We start from the raw sequence: 14,558 nt of genomic DNA, 5'->3' as shown, positions 1-14,558 counted from the left end.
CTAGTCCGGGCCGGGTGCCCGGGGGGAGCCCCGGTCACCCCCTGGTGAGCCGGGCCTGCGCCTCGCGCCACCGGGCCGCGTCACCGCGCGGCTCGTAGCGGGTCAGTGGCTGGGTGCGGACCAACAGCTCACGCATCCCCGCCAGGTCGCCCACGAGCCCGTGGGCCCGGGCCTGCACCAGCACGTTCCCCAGGGCCGCCGCCTCGGTCGGACCCGCGACCACCGGCAGCCCGCAGGCGTCGGCGGTCAGCTGGCACAGCAGCGCGTTGCGGGTGCCGCCGCCCACGATGTGCACGACGTCCACCGGCTGGTCGGCCAGCCGCTGTGCGTCCGCCACGGCCCGGCGATGGGCCAGGGCGAGGGAGTCGAGGATGCACCGCGTGATCTCCGCGGGCGACTCGGGCATCGGCTGCCCCGAGGCACGGCACGCCTCGGTGATCCGCTCCGGCATCCGGCCGGGCGCCAGGAACGTGGCGTCCCCGGCGTCCACCACCGACCGCAGCGCCGGCACCTTGGCCGCGTCGAGGAGCAGCGCTCCCAGATCGGTCTCCCCCCAGGCCCGTACGCACTCCTGGAGCAGCCACAGGCCCATGATGTTGCGCAGGTACCGGACCGTGCCGTCGAGGCCCAACTCGTTGGTGAAGTTGGCCAGCCGGCTCTCCTGGGTGAGTACCGGCGCGGCCAGCTCCAGGCCGGCCAGCGACCAGGTGCCGGTGCAGATGTACGCGAACCGCTCGCCGCCCGCCGGGACCGCCGCGACCGCGGACGCGGTGTCGTGCGACCCGACCGCCGTGACCGGCACCGGTCCGGCGAGCCCGGCCTCCTCCAGCACCTGGGGCCGCAGCACACCCGCCGGGTCACCGGGCTGCCGCAGCGGAGCGAACAGGCCGAGGTCGATCCCGAGACGGGAGGCGATGTCGTACGACCAGTCGCGGGTGCGGGGGTCGATCAGCTGGGTCGTCGACGCGTTGGTCAGTTCGGTGCCCTGCTCGCCGGTGAGCCAGTAGGTCAGCAGATCGGGGATGAGCAACAGCCGCCTGGCGTGGGCCAGTTGGTCGGCGGAGCGGGCAGCGGTCAGCTGGTAGAGGGTGTTGAAGGGGGCGTACTGCAGGCCGGTGGCCGCGTACAGCTCGGGAGCGGGCACGGTCGCCCACACCTTCTCCGCGACCCCCTCGGTCCGGGAGTCCCGGTAGTGCACGGGGTTGCCGAGCAGCGCCCCGTCCACGTCGAGCAGGCCGTAGTCCACCGCCCAGCTGTCGATGCCGACGGAGTCGAGACGTCCACCGCAGTGGGCTCCCGCCGCCCGCAGCCCGTCCAGGACACCCCCGTACAGCCCGAGCACGTCCCAGCGCAGCCCCTCCGGCACCCGGACGGGCCGGTTGGGGAAGCGGTGCGCCTCGGTCAGCTCCAGGCTGTCGGGGCCGACGCGGCCGACCATGACACGTCCGCTGGACGCGCCGAGGTCGACCGCGGCGTACGACTTCACGGTCGCGCTCATCGCAGGAAGGCGGCCGCGACACCGGCGTCGACCGGGACGTGCAGGCCGGTGGTGTGCGTCAGCTCCCCGCCGGTCAGTGCGAAGACCGCGTTCGCGACGTGGTCCGGCAGCACCTCGCGCTTGAGGATGGTCCGCTGGGCGTAGAACTCGCCCAGCTTCTCCTCGGGCACGCCGTACACGGCCGCCCGCTTCGCTCCCCAGCCGCCCGCGAAGATGCCCGAGCCGCGCACCACCCCGTCCGGGTTGACCCCGTTGACGCGGATGCCGTGCTCGCCCAACTCGGCGGCCAGCAGCCGCACCTGGTGGGCCTGGTCGGCCTTGGTCGCGGAGTAGGCGATGTTGTTGGGGCCGGCGAACACGGCGTTCTTCGAGGCGATGTAGACGATGTCACCGCCGAGTTCCTGCGCGATCATCACCCGGGCCGCCTCGCGCGAGACCAGGAAGGAACCGCGCGCCATGATGTCGTGCTGGAGGTCCCAGTCCTTCGCCGAGGTCTCCAGGAGCGGCTTGGAGATGGAGATGCCGGCGTTGTTCACCACGAGGTCGACGCCGCCGAAGGCCAGCGCCGCCGCCTTGAACGCGTCGGCGATCTGCTCCTCGGAGGTGACGTCCACGGTCACCGCGACGGCCTTGTCGCTCCCGCCGAGCTCCTCGGCGACCCGAGCGGCGTTCTCGGCGTCGAGGTCCGCGACCACCACACACGCGCCCTCCGCGACCAGCCGCTGCGCGATCGCCTTCCCGATCCCGCTGCCGGCCCCCGTGACGAGCGCGACCCGCGTCGCGAGCGGCTTGGGCTTCGGCATCCGCTGGAGCTTGGCCTCCTCCAGGGCCCAGTACTCGATGCGGAACTTCTCCGACTCCTCGATCGGCGCGTACGTCGAGACCGCCTCCGCCCCGCGCATCACGTTGATCGCGTTGACGTAGAACTCGCCGGCCACCCGGGCGGTCTGCTTGTCCTTGCCGAAGGAGAACATGCCGACACCCGGGACCAGCACGATCGCCGGGTCGGCGCCGCGCATCGCGGGGGAGTCGGGCTCGGCGTGCCGCTGGTAGTAGGCCGCGTACTCCTCGCGGTACTCGGTGTGCAGCTCCTTCAGCCGGGCGATCGCCACGTCGAGCGGGGCCGTCGGCGGCAGGTCCAGGACCAGCGGGCGGACCTTGGTCCGCAGGAAGTGGTCGGGGCAGGAGGTGCCGAGCGCGGCGAGCCGGGGATGCTCGGCGGCCGCCAGGAAGTCGAGCACCGCATCGGAGTCGGTGAAGTGCCCGACCTGCGGCCTGTCCTGCGACGCCACGGCACGCACGTACGGCGCCAGGGCCGCGGCACGCTCCCGCCGCTCGCCCTCCGCGAGCGCCTCGTACCCGTCGAGCAGCGGACCGAACGGCTCGGGCCTGCCCCGCTCGGCGAGGAACGCCTCCGCGGTCCGGATGATGTGCAGCGAGTTGCGCTCGCACTCCTCCGAGGTGTCACCCCAGGCTGTGATCCCGTGCCCGCCGAGGACACAGCCGATCGCCTGCGGGTTGGCCTCCTTCACCGCCGCGATGTCCAGCCCGAGCTGGAAGCCGGGCCGGCGCCACGGCACCCACACCACCGTGTCGCCGAAGCACTCCGTCGTGAGCTTCTCCCCGTCGGCGGCGCACGCCAGCGCGATCCCGGAGTCCGGGTGCAGATGGTCGACGTGCGCGGCCTCCACGAGACCGTGCATGGCCGTGTCGATGGAGGGCGCGGCGCCGCCCTTGCCGTGCAGGCAGTAGTCGAACGCGGCGACCATCTCGTCCTCGCGCTCCACCCCCGGGTAGACGTCGACGAGCGCCCGCATCCGGTCAAGGCGCAGCACGGCCAGCCCGCCCTCGGTCAGGGTGCCGAGATCCCCACCGGACCCCTTCACCCACATCAGCTCCACGTCCCCGCCGGTCACGGGATCGGTGTCGGTGCCCTTCGCGGACGCGTTGCCGCCGGCGTAGTTGGTGTTGCGGGGATCGGCGCCGAGCCGGTGCGACCGGGCGAGGAGAGCGGCGGCTTCGGGATGGGGTGCCATGTCTGTTCAGTCCTTCGAAACGAGGGTTCGGACAGCGCCCCTTCAGGGGCGCGGGGAACTGCGCGACCAGCCACATACGGCCCGCAGCCTGCGACCGGGCTCACCCGGCAGACGCGAAACAGCCGCTCACGCCCCCCACCCGGCCTGCTGCCCACCAACCCGCTCCGCCACGATCTTCTCCGCCCACCCGGACCGCCGATACGCGGCGATCGGGTCGGGGTCGAGCCCCATCTCCTCGCGAAGCGAACGAAGCAGCGGCCGTACGTCCGTGTTGTACGCGTCCATGATCACGGCGTTCGCCTCCAGCACGTCACCCGACCGCTGGGCCTCGGCCAGGGCCGCCGCGTCCACGAGGAGCGCCTTCGCGGTGGCCTCCTGGACGTTCATCACGGACCGGATGATGGCGGGGATCTTCGCCTCGATGTTGTGGCACTGGTCCAGCATGAACGCCACGTCGGACGAGAACCCGCCGCCGCGCACGACCTCGTACATGATCCGGAACAGCTGGAAGGGGTCCGCGGCACCGACCATGAGGTCGTCGTCCGCGTAGAACCGCGAGTTGAAGTCGAAGCCGCCCAGCTTCCCCTCGCGCAGCAGCGTGGCGACGATGAACTCGATGTTGGTGCCCGGGGCGTGGTGCCCGGTGTCGACCACGACCTGTGCCTTCTCGCCCAGCTTGAGACAGTGCGCGTACGCGGTGCCCCAGTCCGGCACGTCCGTCGCGTAGAAGGCGGGCTCGAAGAACTTGTACTCCAGCAGCATCCGCTGGTCGTCACCGAGCCGTTCGTACACCTCGGCCAGACCCTCGGCGAGCCGGTCCTGGCGTCCCCGGAGGTCGTCCTGGCCGGGATAGTTCGTCCCGTCGGCGAACCACAGCTTCAGATCCCGCGAACCGGTGGCGTCCATGATGTCGACGCACTCCAGCAGGTGGTCCAGCGCCTTGCGCCGCACCGCGGCGTCCGGGTGGCAGATGCTGCCGAGCTTGTAGTCGTCGTCCTGGAAGGTGTTGGAGTTGATCGCGCCCAGCCGCACCCCGCGGTCCTCGGCGTGCTTCGCCAGCGCGGCGTAGTCGTCGACCTTGTCCCAGGGAATGTGCAGGGCGACCGTCGGCGCCGCTCCGGTGAACTCGTGCACCTTCGCCGCGTCGTCCAGCTTCTCCTGCGGCGTCCGTGGAACGCCCTGCTGGGCGAACACCTTGAACCGTGTGCCCGAGTTCCCGTACGCCCATGACGGCGTTTCGACTGCCTGGGTCCTGAGAGCGGACTTCACCGCGGCGAGCTCGGTCATCGGGGCTCCTCTGTATGAATCGATTCAGAGCGCGAAGCTATGGGGCGCCCGTAGGGGTGTCAAGGGGTACGGCACACCTCGTCTTCCGTGCCCTGACCGTGACCTTTGGCTATCGAAACTTTTTCGAGGCGGACCCATTGACGTGACATGCGTGGCGCGCCTAACGTCCCGGCAACCAAGTTGAAACCTTTCACGACGCTGTGACGGATTCCGCCGGCGTCGTCGAGGAGCCCCTCATGACCCACCCGTCCGAAGCGGGTCCGGCCCCGGTGTTGTCGCTCAAGGACGTCTCCAAGTCCTTCGGAGCGGTGCGCGCCCTGCGGGACGTGTCCCTGGAGCTGTTCCCCGGTGAGGTACACGCCCTCGCCGGCGAGAACGGCGCGGGCAAGTCGACCCTCATCAAGACCCTCGCAGGGGTGCACCGACCGGATACCGGTCAGGTGCTCCTCGACGGCGCGCCCGTCCAGTTCCACGGCCCCGGCGACGCCCGCGACGCGGGAATCGCCGTGATCTACCAGGAACCCACGCTCTTCCCGGACCTGTCGATCGCGGAGAACATCTTCATGGGCCGCCAGCCGCGGCGCGCCCTCGGCCGGATCGACCACAAGGCCACCCACGCGGCCACCCTGGCCCTGATGCAGCGGCTCGGCGTGGAACTCGACCCCGACCGTCCCGCCCGCGGCCTGTCGATCGCCGACCAGCAGATCGTCGAGATCGCCAAGGCCCTCTCCTTCGACGCCCGCGTCCTGATCATGGACGAGCCGACCGCCGCCCTCACCGGCAGCGAGGTGGCCCGGCTCTTCGGCGTCGTGCGCACCCTGCGCGACCAGGGCTCGGCCGTGCTGTTCATCTCGCACCGACTGGAGGAGATCTTCCAGATCTGCCGGCGGGTCACCACCCTGCGCGACGGCGCCCTGATCTCCAGCGAGCCGATCGACGGCATGACCGAGGACGACCTGGTACGCCGCATGGTCGGCCGCGACCTCGAGGATCTCTACCCCAAGCAGGACGTCGAAGCGGGCGAAGTCGCCCTGAGCGTACGGCGGCTGACCCGCGAGGGTGTCTTCACCGATGTCTCCTTCGACGTCCGGCGCGGCGAGATCGTCGGTCTCGCCGGGCTCGTCGGCGCCGGGCGCACGGAGGTCGCCCGGGCCGTCTTCGGCGTCGACCGCTGGGACGCCGGGGAGGTCGAGATCGACGGCAGGAAACTGACGAACGGCGCGCCGTCCACGGCCATGGCGGCGGGCCTCGCCCTCGTGCCCGAGGACCGCCGCGCCCAAGGCCTGGTGATGGACATGTCCATCGAGCGCAACATCGGCCTGACCGGACTGCGCACCACGGTCAAGGCAGGTCTGATGAACCGCGGCGCCGAACGCGACCGCTCCCTCGACTGGGCCGTCAAGCTCCAGGTCAAGTACGCGCGGATCGCCGACACCGTCAACACGCTCTCCGGCGGCAACCAGCAGAAGGTCGTCCTCGCCAAGTGGCTCGCCACCGGCCCGAAGGTACTGATCGTCGACGAGCCGACCCGCGGCATCGACGTCGGTACGAAGGCCGAGGTGCACCGGCTGCTCAGCCGGCTGGCCGCCGACGGCGTGGCCGTCCTGATGATCTCCTCCGACCTGCCCGAGATCCTCGGCATGGCCGACCGCGTCCTCGTGATGCACGAGGGCCGGCTCACCGCCGAGATCCCACGCTCCGACGCCACCGAGGAATCCGTGATGGCCGCAGCCACCGGGAGGACCGCCGCATGACGGTGACCGCTCCCAACCCCGCTCCCGCCGCCGAGGTGCCCAAGTCCAGCGGCACCCGGCTGGTGGACCGCGTCTTCAAGATGCGCGAACTCGCCATCCTGGCCGTCTTCCTGGTGATGATCGTCATCACCCAGCTGGGCAACAGTGAGTTCCTCTCCGAGCAGGGCATCAAGGACCTCCTGCTGAACGCGACCATCCTGATGCTGGTCGCCACCGGCCAGTCGCTGGTCGTGATCACCCGCAACGTCGACCTGTCGGTCGGCTCGACGCTCGGCATCAGCGCCTTCGCGGCCGGTACGTATCTTCAGGGCGGCGGCGACTCCGTCGTGGCGATCGCCCTCGCGGTCCTGCTCGGCATCGGCTTCGGGCTCCTCAACGGCCTGCTGGTCAGCTTCGGCCAGGTGCCCGCACTCGTCGTCACCCTCGGCACGATGTACATCATCCGCGGTATCGACTCCATCTGGGTCGGCTCCGAGCAGATCACCGCGGCGGGCCTGCCGGACGGGTTCATCGAGTTCGGCTCCGGCGGCATCTCGGCCGTGCCGTACCTGGCGCTCGTCGCGCTCGTGGTCCTCGTCGCCACGGCGTACTACCTCAAGCACTTCGGCAGCGGCCGTGAGCTGTACGCGCTCGGCTCCAACCCGGAGGCCGCCCGGCTCGCCGGCATCCCCGTACGCAAGCGGATCCTGGCGGCCTACACCTTCTGCGGCGCCCTCGCCGGGCTGGCCGGCGCGATGTACCTGGCCCGGTTCGGCAACGTCGACTCCGGCACCGGCAACGGATACGAGATGACCGTGGTCAGCGCGGTCGTGGTCGGTGGCGTGGTCTTCACCGGCGGCTCCGGCAGCGTGTACGGGGCCGCGCTCGGCGCCTTGCTGCTGACCTCCATCAACAGCATGCTGCCCGCCCTCGGAGTCAGCTCCGTCTGGGTGCTCGCCATCAACGGTGTCCTGCTCATCCTCGCCATCGCCGTAGACCGGATCGTCGCCCTGCGCGTGGCGTCCGCACTGAAGAAGAGGAACGCCCGCCATGGCTGACTCCGCTCGCGCGCGCGCCGTCCGCTGGTCCGCCCTGAAAAGGTGGGATTCAGCCGTGGGCGCCCTCCTCATCGTGGTCCTGCTGCTGTCCTTCACCACGGTGGACGGCTTCGGCAACGCCCTCAACCTGTCGTTCCTGATCGGCAACACGCTCCCGATCGCGCTGGTCGCCCTGCCCATGACCCTGCTCGTGGCGTCCGGCGAGATCGACCTGTCCGTCGCCTCGACAGCGGGCCTGTCCGGCGCGGTGATGGGCGCCCTGTGGAACGAGGGCATGACGATCGAGACGATCATCCCGATCTGTCTGGTCCTCGGCGTGGTGTGCGGGCTGGTCAACGGCCTGCTGGTGACCCGGCTCGGGCTGCCGTCCCTCGCCGTCACCATCGGCACCCTCGCCGCCTACCGGGGCATCGCGCAGATCGTGCTCGGCTCGGACGCGGTGACCGACTTCCCGACGCAGTACCTGGACTTCGCGGCGGGACGCATCGGGGACACGTTCCTCCCGCAGGCCTTCCTGCCCTTCCTGGTGCTGCTCGCGATCGCCGTGGTCGCCCTGCACGCCACACCGTTCGGCCGGTCGGTGTTCGCGATCGGAGCCAGCGAGGAGGCCGCGCGGTTCGCCGGCATCCGCGTCAAGCGGCAGAAGCTGATCCTGTTCACGCTGACCGGCCTGATGGCCTCCCTCACCGGCGTCTTCTGGGCCCTGCACTACGCCAGCGCCCGCTACGACAACGCCACCGGCCTCGAACTCTCCGTCATCGCCGCGGTGTTGCTCGGCGGCATCGACTTCGACGGCGGCAAGGGCACGCTGGGCGGCGCGATCGCGGGAGTCTTCCTGCTCGGCGCGCTGCAGAACGTGATGAGCCTCCAGGATGTCTCCGCCCAGTCGCAGATCGTCGTCACCGGCGTTCTGCTCGTCCTGTCCGTGCTCGGCCCCCGGGTGGCACGGCAGATCTCCGTCGCACGGGCGGCGGCACGCTCCGCTGGATAGGCCGTTCGAAAGCCGCGGGTTGTCTGTGGCTGGTCGCGCCCCGCGGCGGAGCCGCATGTCAATACACCCCCGCGCCCCTTGGGGCGCGCCGTACTCCCCTTCTTGAAAAGGACTCACTATGCACAAGTCATCAGTCCGCCGTGCCTGTGCGGCCCTCGTGGCCGTCACCTCCTTCGCCCTGGCCGCCACCGCCTGCGGTGGCACCTCCAAGGACGACGTCAAGGAAGAGACCGGCTCGAACGCCGCCGCCGGCGGCAAGGCCGACCCGAACGCCGCCACCAAGAAGGGCCTGACCGTCGGGTTCCTGCCCAAGGCGGTCAACAACCCGTACTTCACCTCCGCCGACAAGGGCGGCGAGAAGGCCCTGACGGAGCTGGGCTCGAAGTACAAGGAGGTCGGCACCAGCAACGCCACGGACACCTCGGGCCAGGTGAGCTACGTCAACACGCTCACCCAGCAGCAGGTCGACGCCATGGCCGTGTCGGCGCAGGACCCGGGCGCCCTGTGCACCGCGCTCAAGCAGGCCATGAAGAACGACATCAAGGTCGTCACGTACGACTCGGACACCAAGCCCGACTGCCGCAACGCCTTCGTCTCGCAGGCCAGCGCCGAGGACCTGGGCCGCACCGAGGTGCAGCTGCTCGCCGAACAGATCGGCTACAAGGGCGATATCGCGATCCTGTCCGCCGCGCAGACCGCGACCAACCAGAACACCTGGATCGAGTTCATGAAGGACGAGCTCAAGGATCCGAAGTACAAGGACATGAAGCTGGTGAAGGTCGCGTACGGCAACGACGACGCACAGCAGTCCTTCCAGCAGACCCAGGGCCTGCTCCAGGAGCACCCGAACCTGAAGGGGATCATCTCCCCGACCACCGTGGGCATCAAGGCCGCCGCCCAGTACCTCTCCGGCTCCAAGTACAAGGGCAAGGTCAAGCTGACCGGCCTCGGCACCCCCAACGACATGCGCAAGTACGTCAAGAACGGCACGGTCGAGGGGTTCGAGCTGTGGGACCCGGCGAAGCTCGGCGAGCTGGCCGCGCGCACCGCTGTCGCGCTGTCCTCCGGGCAGATCACCGGCAAGGAGGGCGAGACCTTCAAGGCCGGTGACATGGGCTCGTACACCATCGGCAAGGATGGCGTGATCAGCCTCGGCAAGCCGACCGTCTTCAACGCGAAGAACATCGACCAGTTCAACTTCTAGGAAGGCGGCGGTACTTCATGCAGCGCGTCTGTTTCCTGCTCAAGGTCCGTGAGGACCGGCTCGCCGAGTACCGCGAACGCCATGCCGCCGTGTGGCCGGAGATGCTCGAAGCTCTCTCGGCCACCGGATGGCACAACTACTCCCTGTTCCTGCGTGACGACGGCCTGCTCGTCGGCTATCTGGAGACCGAGGACTTCCAGGCCGCCGTGGCCGGCATGGAGGCCACCGACGTCAACGCCCGCTGGCAGGCCGACATGGCCCCGTTCTTCGAGTCACTGGACGGCGCCCGACCCGACGAGGCCATGAAACCGCTCACCGAGGTGTTCCACCTCGCCTGACAATGGAGTCCCCGAGATGAGACGACGTACGCTGCTGGGCGCCGCCCTCGCCGGAGCCGCGGTGACCCCCGCGTTCGCCTTCGGCACGGCCCGAGCCGCCGACCCGGGCCCTTCGGTCAGACGGACCGGCACGACCACCCTGGACAGCCAGGCCGTCTTCTTCGTGTCGTACGACGGACTGGTCAACAACAACTCGTTCCAGAAGAACGGGCTGCTCACCTACAAGGGCTACCAGTACGCCGCCTGGTACACCGCCGACCGCAATGCCGTCGTCGCCCGCCGGGTCCTCGGCGGCACCTGGTCCACCGTCCAGGTCGGCCACACGCTCAAGGCCGACGACTCGCACAACGTCATCTCCATGGGCGTCTCCAAGGTCGACGGCCGCCTCCACCTCACCATGGACTCGCACAGCGACGGCTTCACCTACGTCAAGTCGGTGGCCGGGCTGATGGACAACCCGGCCGGACTCAGCTGGACACCGGCCCGCTTCGGCGCACCCCAGTCGACGCTCGACGGACTCGCGCTCACCACGCAGTTCACGTACCCCCAGTTCGTCTCCACCCCCGAGGGCAGGCTCCAGCTCAGCTACCGGGTCGCCATCTCCGGCAACGGCCGCAACGCGCTCGCCGAGTACGACGGTTCGCAGTGGACGGCGCTCGGCGAGTGGTCCAGCTCCACCGGCACCTACACCAGCGAGCACGGCTCCAGCACGGCCCGCAACATGTACCTGCACGGCATCGACTACGACGGCAACGGCCGGCTGCACTCCTTCTTCACCTGGCGTGAGCAGAACGGCGCCGTGATGTGCAACGGCGGCGGCATCACCAACCACGACACCGGCTACGTCTACTCCGACGACCGCGGCCGGACCTGGCGCAACAACGCGGGCACGGTCGTCGGCACGACCGGCGGCTCGGACAAGGTCGCGGTCACCGACACGGGCCTCGTCGTCGACGCGCTCAACCCGGACCACTCCCTGATGAACCAGGAGAGCCAGGCCACCGACTCGGCCGGCCGGCCGCACGCGATCATCAGTTACGTCCCCGGCCGCTTCGGTCAGTGCACGACGAACTACGTATCCGACCGCACCGCCAACGGCCGCGCCTTCCATCTCCGCAAGAACGCCTCCGGCAACTGGCAGAAGACCGAGATCCCGGTCCCGCTGAACTCCAGCCAGCGCACCAAGCTGGTCCTGGACAGGTACGACAACGCGTACGCGATCTTCCCCTTCGGCCGGATCGCCGCAGCGTCCGCGGCCTCCGGGTACACCGACTGGAAGATCCTCTTCGACGGCAGCGGCCTGAACGCCTTCGGCGAGGTCGTGATCGACGAGTCGCGGGTCGAGGCCGACAACGTGCTGTCGTTCATGTACCAGGAGAAGTCGAGCGGCACGACCCCGTCGGCGCTGCACGTCGTCGACTTCGCACTCCCCGCATGACCGGGCCGGATACGCGGTGTGATGACGGTAATGTGAGGGTCTCCCGGCCACCCCTCACCCTCGTGGAGGTCCCTGCCTGATGGCCCAGTCGGTGGGTATAAAAGACGTCGCCCGTGCCGCCGGAGTCTCCGTCGGTACGGTGTCGAACGTCATCAACCGCCCGGACACGGTCGCCACCGAGACCCGGGCCCGGGTGCTCTCCGCGATAGACCGGCTCGGTTACGTCCGCAGCGAGTCCGCGCGCCAGCTGCGCGCGGGCCGCAGCCGGATCATGGGGCTGCTCGTCCTCGACATGGGCAACCCCTTCTTCGTCGACGTCGCGCGCGGTGCCGAGCGGGCCGCGCGGGAGGCCGGACTCGGTGTGATGGTCTGCAACAGTGCCCAGAACCCGGGCGAGGAGGCGGAGTACCTCTCCCTGTTCGCCGAGCAGCGGGTGCGGGGTGTGCTGCTGACGCCCGCGGACGCGACCGGACGCAACATCGAGTCGTTCCGCCGCCACGGCATCCCCTTCGTCCTCGTCGACCGGGTCGCCGAGGGCACCACCGAGTGCTCGGTCTCCGTCGACGACGTGGCGGGCGGCGCGCTCGCGGTGCGCCACCTCGTGGACGCCGGACACCGTTCCCTCGCGTACGTCAGCGGCCCGCCGGGGCTCAACCAGGTCCGGGACCGCCGTACCGGCGCCCTGAACGCGCTCGCCGAGGCGGGCCTCGGCCCGGAGTGCCTGCGCGAGCTGCCCACCGAGCGGCTGGACGTGGCCGCCGGACGCGACGCCGGCGCCCGCCTGCTCGGCCTCGCCGACCGCCCGACCGCCGTGTTCTGCGCCAACGACCTGCTCGCCCTCGGTGTCCTGCAGGCCATGTACGCGGCCGGCGTCAAAGTCCCCGACGACCTCGCGATCGTCGGCTACGACGACATCGAGTTCGCGGCCGCCGCGGCCGTCCCGCTCACCTCGGTCCGCCAGCCCGCCGTCACCATGGGCGCCCTGGCCGCCGAACTCCTTCTGGAGGAGACGGAGGCGGAAGCGGAGGGCGCCTCACGCGGCCACGAGCACCGGCGGGTGGTGCTCCAGCCCGAACTGGTGGTCCGCCGCTCCAGCCTCTCGGCGCGCTGATCCGGTCGCGCTGATCCGGTCGGAGTCTCTCGGCGCGCTGAACGGGTGTCGCCTGCCGAGGTCGTCGGGGCGCACTAGTCTGCGGCCATGACCGAGCCGAAGCCCCCTCAGCTCCAGCCCATGCCCAATGACTGGCACCGTGCCCTCGCGGTCGTGGCGCACCCGGACGACCTCGAGTACGGCTGCTCCGCGGCGATCGCCGCCTGGACCGACGGCGGCCGCGAGGTCGCCTATGTCCTCGCCAGCCGCGGTGAGGCCGGCATCGACACGCTGGAGCCCGCCGAGTGCGGCCCGCTGCGCGAGCGCGAGCAGCGGGCGAGCGCGGCCAGGGTGGGGGTGTCGGTGGTGGAGTTCCTCGACCACCGGGACGGGATCATCGAGTACGGCACCGCGTTGCGCCGTGACATCGCCGCCGCGATCCGCAGGCACCGGCCCGAGCTGGTCATCACCCTCAACCACCGGGACACCTGGGGCGGGGTCGCCTGGAACACCCCGGACCACGTGGCGGTCGGGCGTGCCACGCTGGACGCGGCGGGCGACGCGGGCAACCGCTGGATCTTCCCGGAGCTCGGCGAGCAGGGCCTGCGGCCGTGGAACGGCGTCCGCTGGGTCGCGGTCGCGGGCTCCAGCACACCCACGCACGCCGTGGACGCGGGGCCGGGTCTGGAGCGGGCGGTGCACTCGCTGCTGGAACACCGCACCTACATCCAGGCGCTCACGGACGAGGACCCCGAGACGTACGTCCGCCGCTTCCTGACGGGCAACGCCGCCGCGACCGGGGAGCGCTTCGGCGGGAAGCCGGCTGTCGCGTTCGAGGTATTCGGCCGATAGCCCGGGGCCGGGGGGAGTCGTTCCCCTGTCGACACGGACGACGTGGTTGGATCATCAGGCCTCGCACGGCACCGGGCTGGGTATGGGGATGGCATGGGGGACGGCGTGAGCGAGACGGAACTGCTGGCGGACCGCTTCGAGGAACACCGCGGGCACCTGCGGGCGGTGGCCTACCGCATGCTCGGCTCGCTGGCCGAGGCCGAGGACGCCGTCCAGGAGACCTGGCTGAAGCTGGGCCGCGTCGACGCGGGGGAGATCCGCAACCTCGGCGGCTGGCTGACCACCGTGGTCGGCCGGGTCTGCCTCGACCTGTTGCGCTCGCGCACCGCACGCCGCGAGGACCCGCTGGACGACACCTTCATCCCCGACCCCCTCGTCCGGTCCCTGGACCGGGCCGACCCGGAACAGGAGGTCCTCCAGGCCGACTCGGTGGGCCTCGCCCTCATGATCGTCCTGGAGACGCTGGAGCCCGCCGAGCGGCTCGCGTTCGTGCTGCACGACATGTTCGCCGTGCCCTTCGACGAGATCGCCCCGATCCTGGACCGCGGTGCGGCCGCGACCCGCCAACTCGCCAGCCGCGCCCGGCGTCGCGTCCAGGGGGCCACTCCCTCGGCCGACCGGGACCTCGGCCGCCAGCGCGCGGTCGTCGACGCCTTCATGGCGGCCTCCGTGGCGGGCGACTTCGACGCGCTGCTCGCGGTGCTGCACCCGGACATCGTGCTGCGGGTCGACTCCGGCGCCCTGGTCGGCGGCGCGGCCGCCTCGAAGCTGGTGCGCGGGGCGCGGGCGGTGGCCGAACAGGCCATGCTGTTCCGGCAGTTCGCGCCGTTCGCCCGGATGGCACTCGTCAACGGCGCGGTCGGCATGGTCAACGCGCCGGACGGGCGGTTGCAGGCGGTCATGGGCGCCACCGTCGCCGACGGCCGGATCGTCGAGATGTACATCCTGGCCGACCCCGAGCGCCTCGCGGAGCTCGATCTGCCGGACACCCTCGATCTCGGCTGACTCAGGCGGCCCCGGCGGGTGTGCCCGT

Annotated in this window: 12 protein-coding genes; 9 read left to right on the top strand and 3 right to left on the bottom strand. The window is 70.6% G+C overall.

Annotated elements, in window-relative coordinates; translation table 11 throughout:
* Positions 1–34: 34 nt before the first annotated feature.
* From ACFYRY_RS25920 to rhaI, 3 genes are all read right to left on the bottom strand, one after another.
* Positions 35–1,498, bottom strand: a complete 1,464-nt coding sequence (locus ACFYRY_RS25920) for a rhamnulokinase family protein (protein WP_389150138.1) — start codon at positions 1,496–1,498, stop codon at positions 35–37.
* Positions 1,495–3,534 (bottom strand): bifunctional aldolase/short-chain dehydrogenase, encoded by a 2,040-nt coding sequence (locus tag ACFYRY_RS25915; RefSeq protein WP_389150135.1) that lies wholly within the window; start codon positions 3,532–3,534, stop codon positions 1,495–1,497. Before ACFYRY_RS25915 ends, ACFYRY_RS25920 begins: the two co-directional genes overlap by 4 nt.
* A 126-nt stretch (positions 3,535–3,660) precedes the next feature.
* Positions 3,661–4,821: an L-rhamnose isomerase gene (gene rhaI, locus ACFYRY_RS25910; protein ID WP_389150131.1), complete on the bottom strand. Its 1,161-nt coding sequence runs from the start codon at positions 4,819–4,821 to the stop codon at positions 3,661–3,663.
* 236 nt (positions 4,822–5,057) lie between these two features.
* On the opposite strand from rhaI, the gene ACFYRY_RS25905 reads away from it, so the two are divergent.
* From ACFYRY_RS25905 to sigJ, 9 genes are all read left to right on the top strand, one after another.
* Positions 5,058–6,575 carry a sugar ABC transporter ATP-binding protein gene (locus ACFYRY_RS25905; protein WP_389150129.1) on the top strand — a complete coding sequence of 506 codons (1,518 nt, stop codon included), beginning with the start codon at positions 5,058–5,060 and terminating at the stop codon, positions 6,573–6,575.
* Positions 6,572–7,612 carry an ABC transporter permease gene (locus ACFYRY_RS25900; RefSeq protein WP_389150127.1) on the top strand — a complete coding sequence of 347 codons (1,041 nt, stop codon included), beginning with the start codon at positions 6,572–6,574 and terminating at the stop codon, positions 7,610–7,612. Before ACFYRY_RS25905 ends, ACFYRY_RS25900 begins: the two co-directional genes overlap by 4 nt.
* Positions 7,605–8,603, top strand: coding sequence for an ABC transporter permease (locus ACFYRY_RS25895; RefSeq protein ID WP_389150125.1), 999 nt, complete (start codon positions 7,605–7,607; stop codon positions 8,601–8,603). The genes ACFYRY_RS25900 and ACFYRY_RS25895 overlap by 8 nt, the downstream gene beginning before the upstream one ends.
* 118 nt (positions 8,604–8,721) lie before the next feature.
* Positions 8,722–9,807, top strand: a complete 1,086-nt coding sequence (gene rhaS / locus ACFYRY_RS25890) for a rhamnose ABC transporter substrate-binding protein (RefSeq protein ID WP_389150122.1) — start codon at positions 8,722–8,724, stop codon at positions 9,805–9,807.
* Positions 9,808–9,824: 17 nt separating this feature from the next.
* Positions 9,825–10,145, top strand: coding sequence for an L-rhamnose mutarotase (locus ACFYRY_RS25885; RefSeq protein ID WP_356774052.1), 321 nt, complete (start codon positions 9,825–9,827; stop codon positions 10,143–10,145).
* 16 nt (positions 10,146–10,161) lie between these two features.
* Positions 10,162–11,583, top strand: a complete 1,422-nt coding sequence (locus ACFYRY_RS25880; protein ID WP_389150118.1) for a BNR repeat-containing protein — start codon at positions 10,162–10,164, stop codon at positions 11,581–11,583.
* 79 nt (positions 11,584–11,662) lie between these two features.
* Positions 11,663–12,694, top strand: a complete 1,032-nt coding sequence (locus tag ACFYRY_RS25875; protein ID WP_389150115.1) for a LacI family DNA-binding transcriptional regulator — start codon at positions 11,663–11,665, stop codon at positions 12,692–12,694.
* Positions 12,695–12,781: 87 nt separating this feature from the next.
* Positions 12,782–13,525 carry a PIG-L deacetylase family protein gene (locus ACFYRY_RS25870; RefSeq protein ID WP_389150112.1) on the top strand — a complete coding sequence of 248 codons (744 nt, stop codon included), beginning with the start codon at positions 12,782–12,784 and terminating at the stop codon, positions 13,523–13,525.
* A 93-nt stretch (positions 13,526–13,618) separates the two neighbouring features.
* Entirely contained in the window at positions 13,619–14,530 is a 912-nt protein-coding gene (sigJ, locus tag ACFYRY_RS25865) for an RNA polymerase sigma factor SigJ (RefSeq protein WP_389150109.1), read from the top strand.
* The last annotated feature ends 28 nt before the right edge of the window (positions 14,531–14,558 follow it).

Origin of the sequence: Streptomyces sp. NPDC005263, from assembly GCF_042872365.1 — a bacterium.
Classification (GTDB): domain Bacteria; phylum Actinomycetota; class Actinomycetes; order Streptomycetales; family Streptomycetaceae; genus Streptomyces.
Note: the sequence above shows the minus strand (reverse complement) of the source record. Positions and strands in the feature narration are given on the sequence as shown.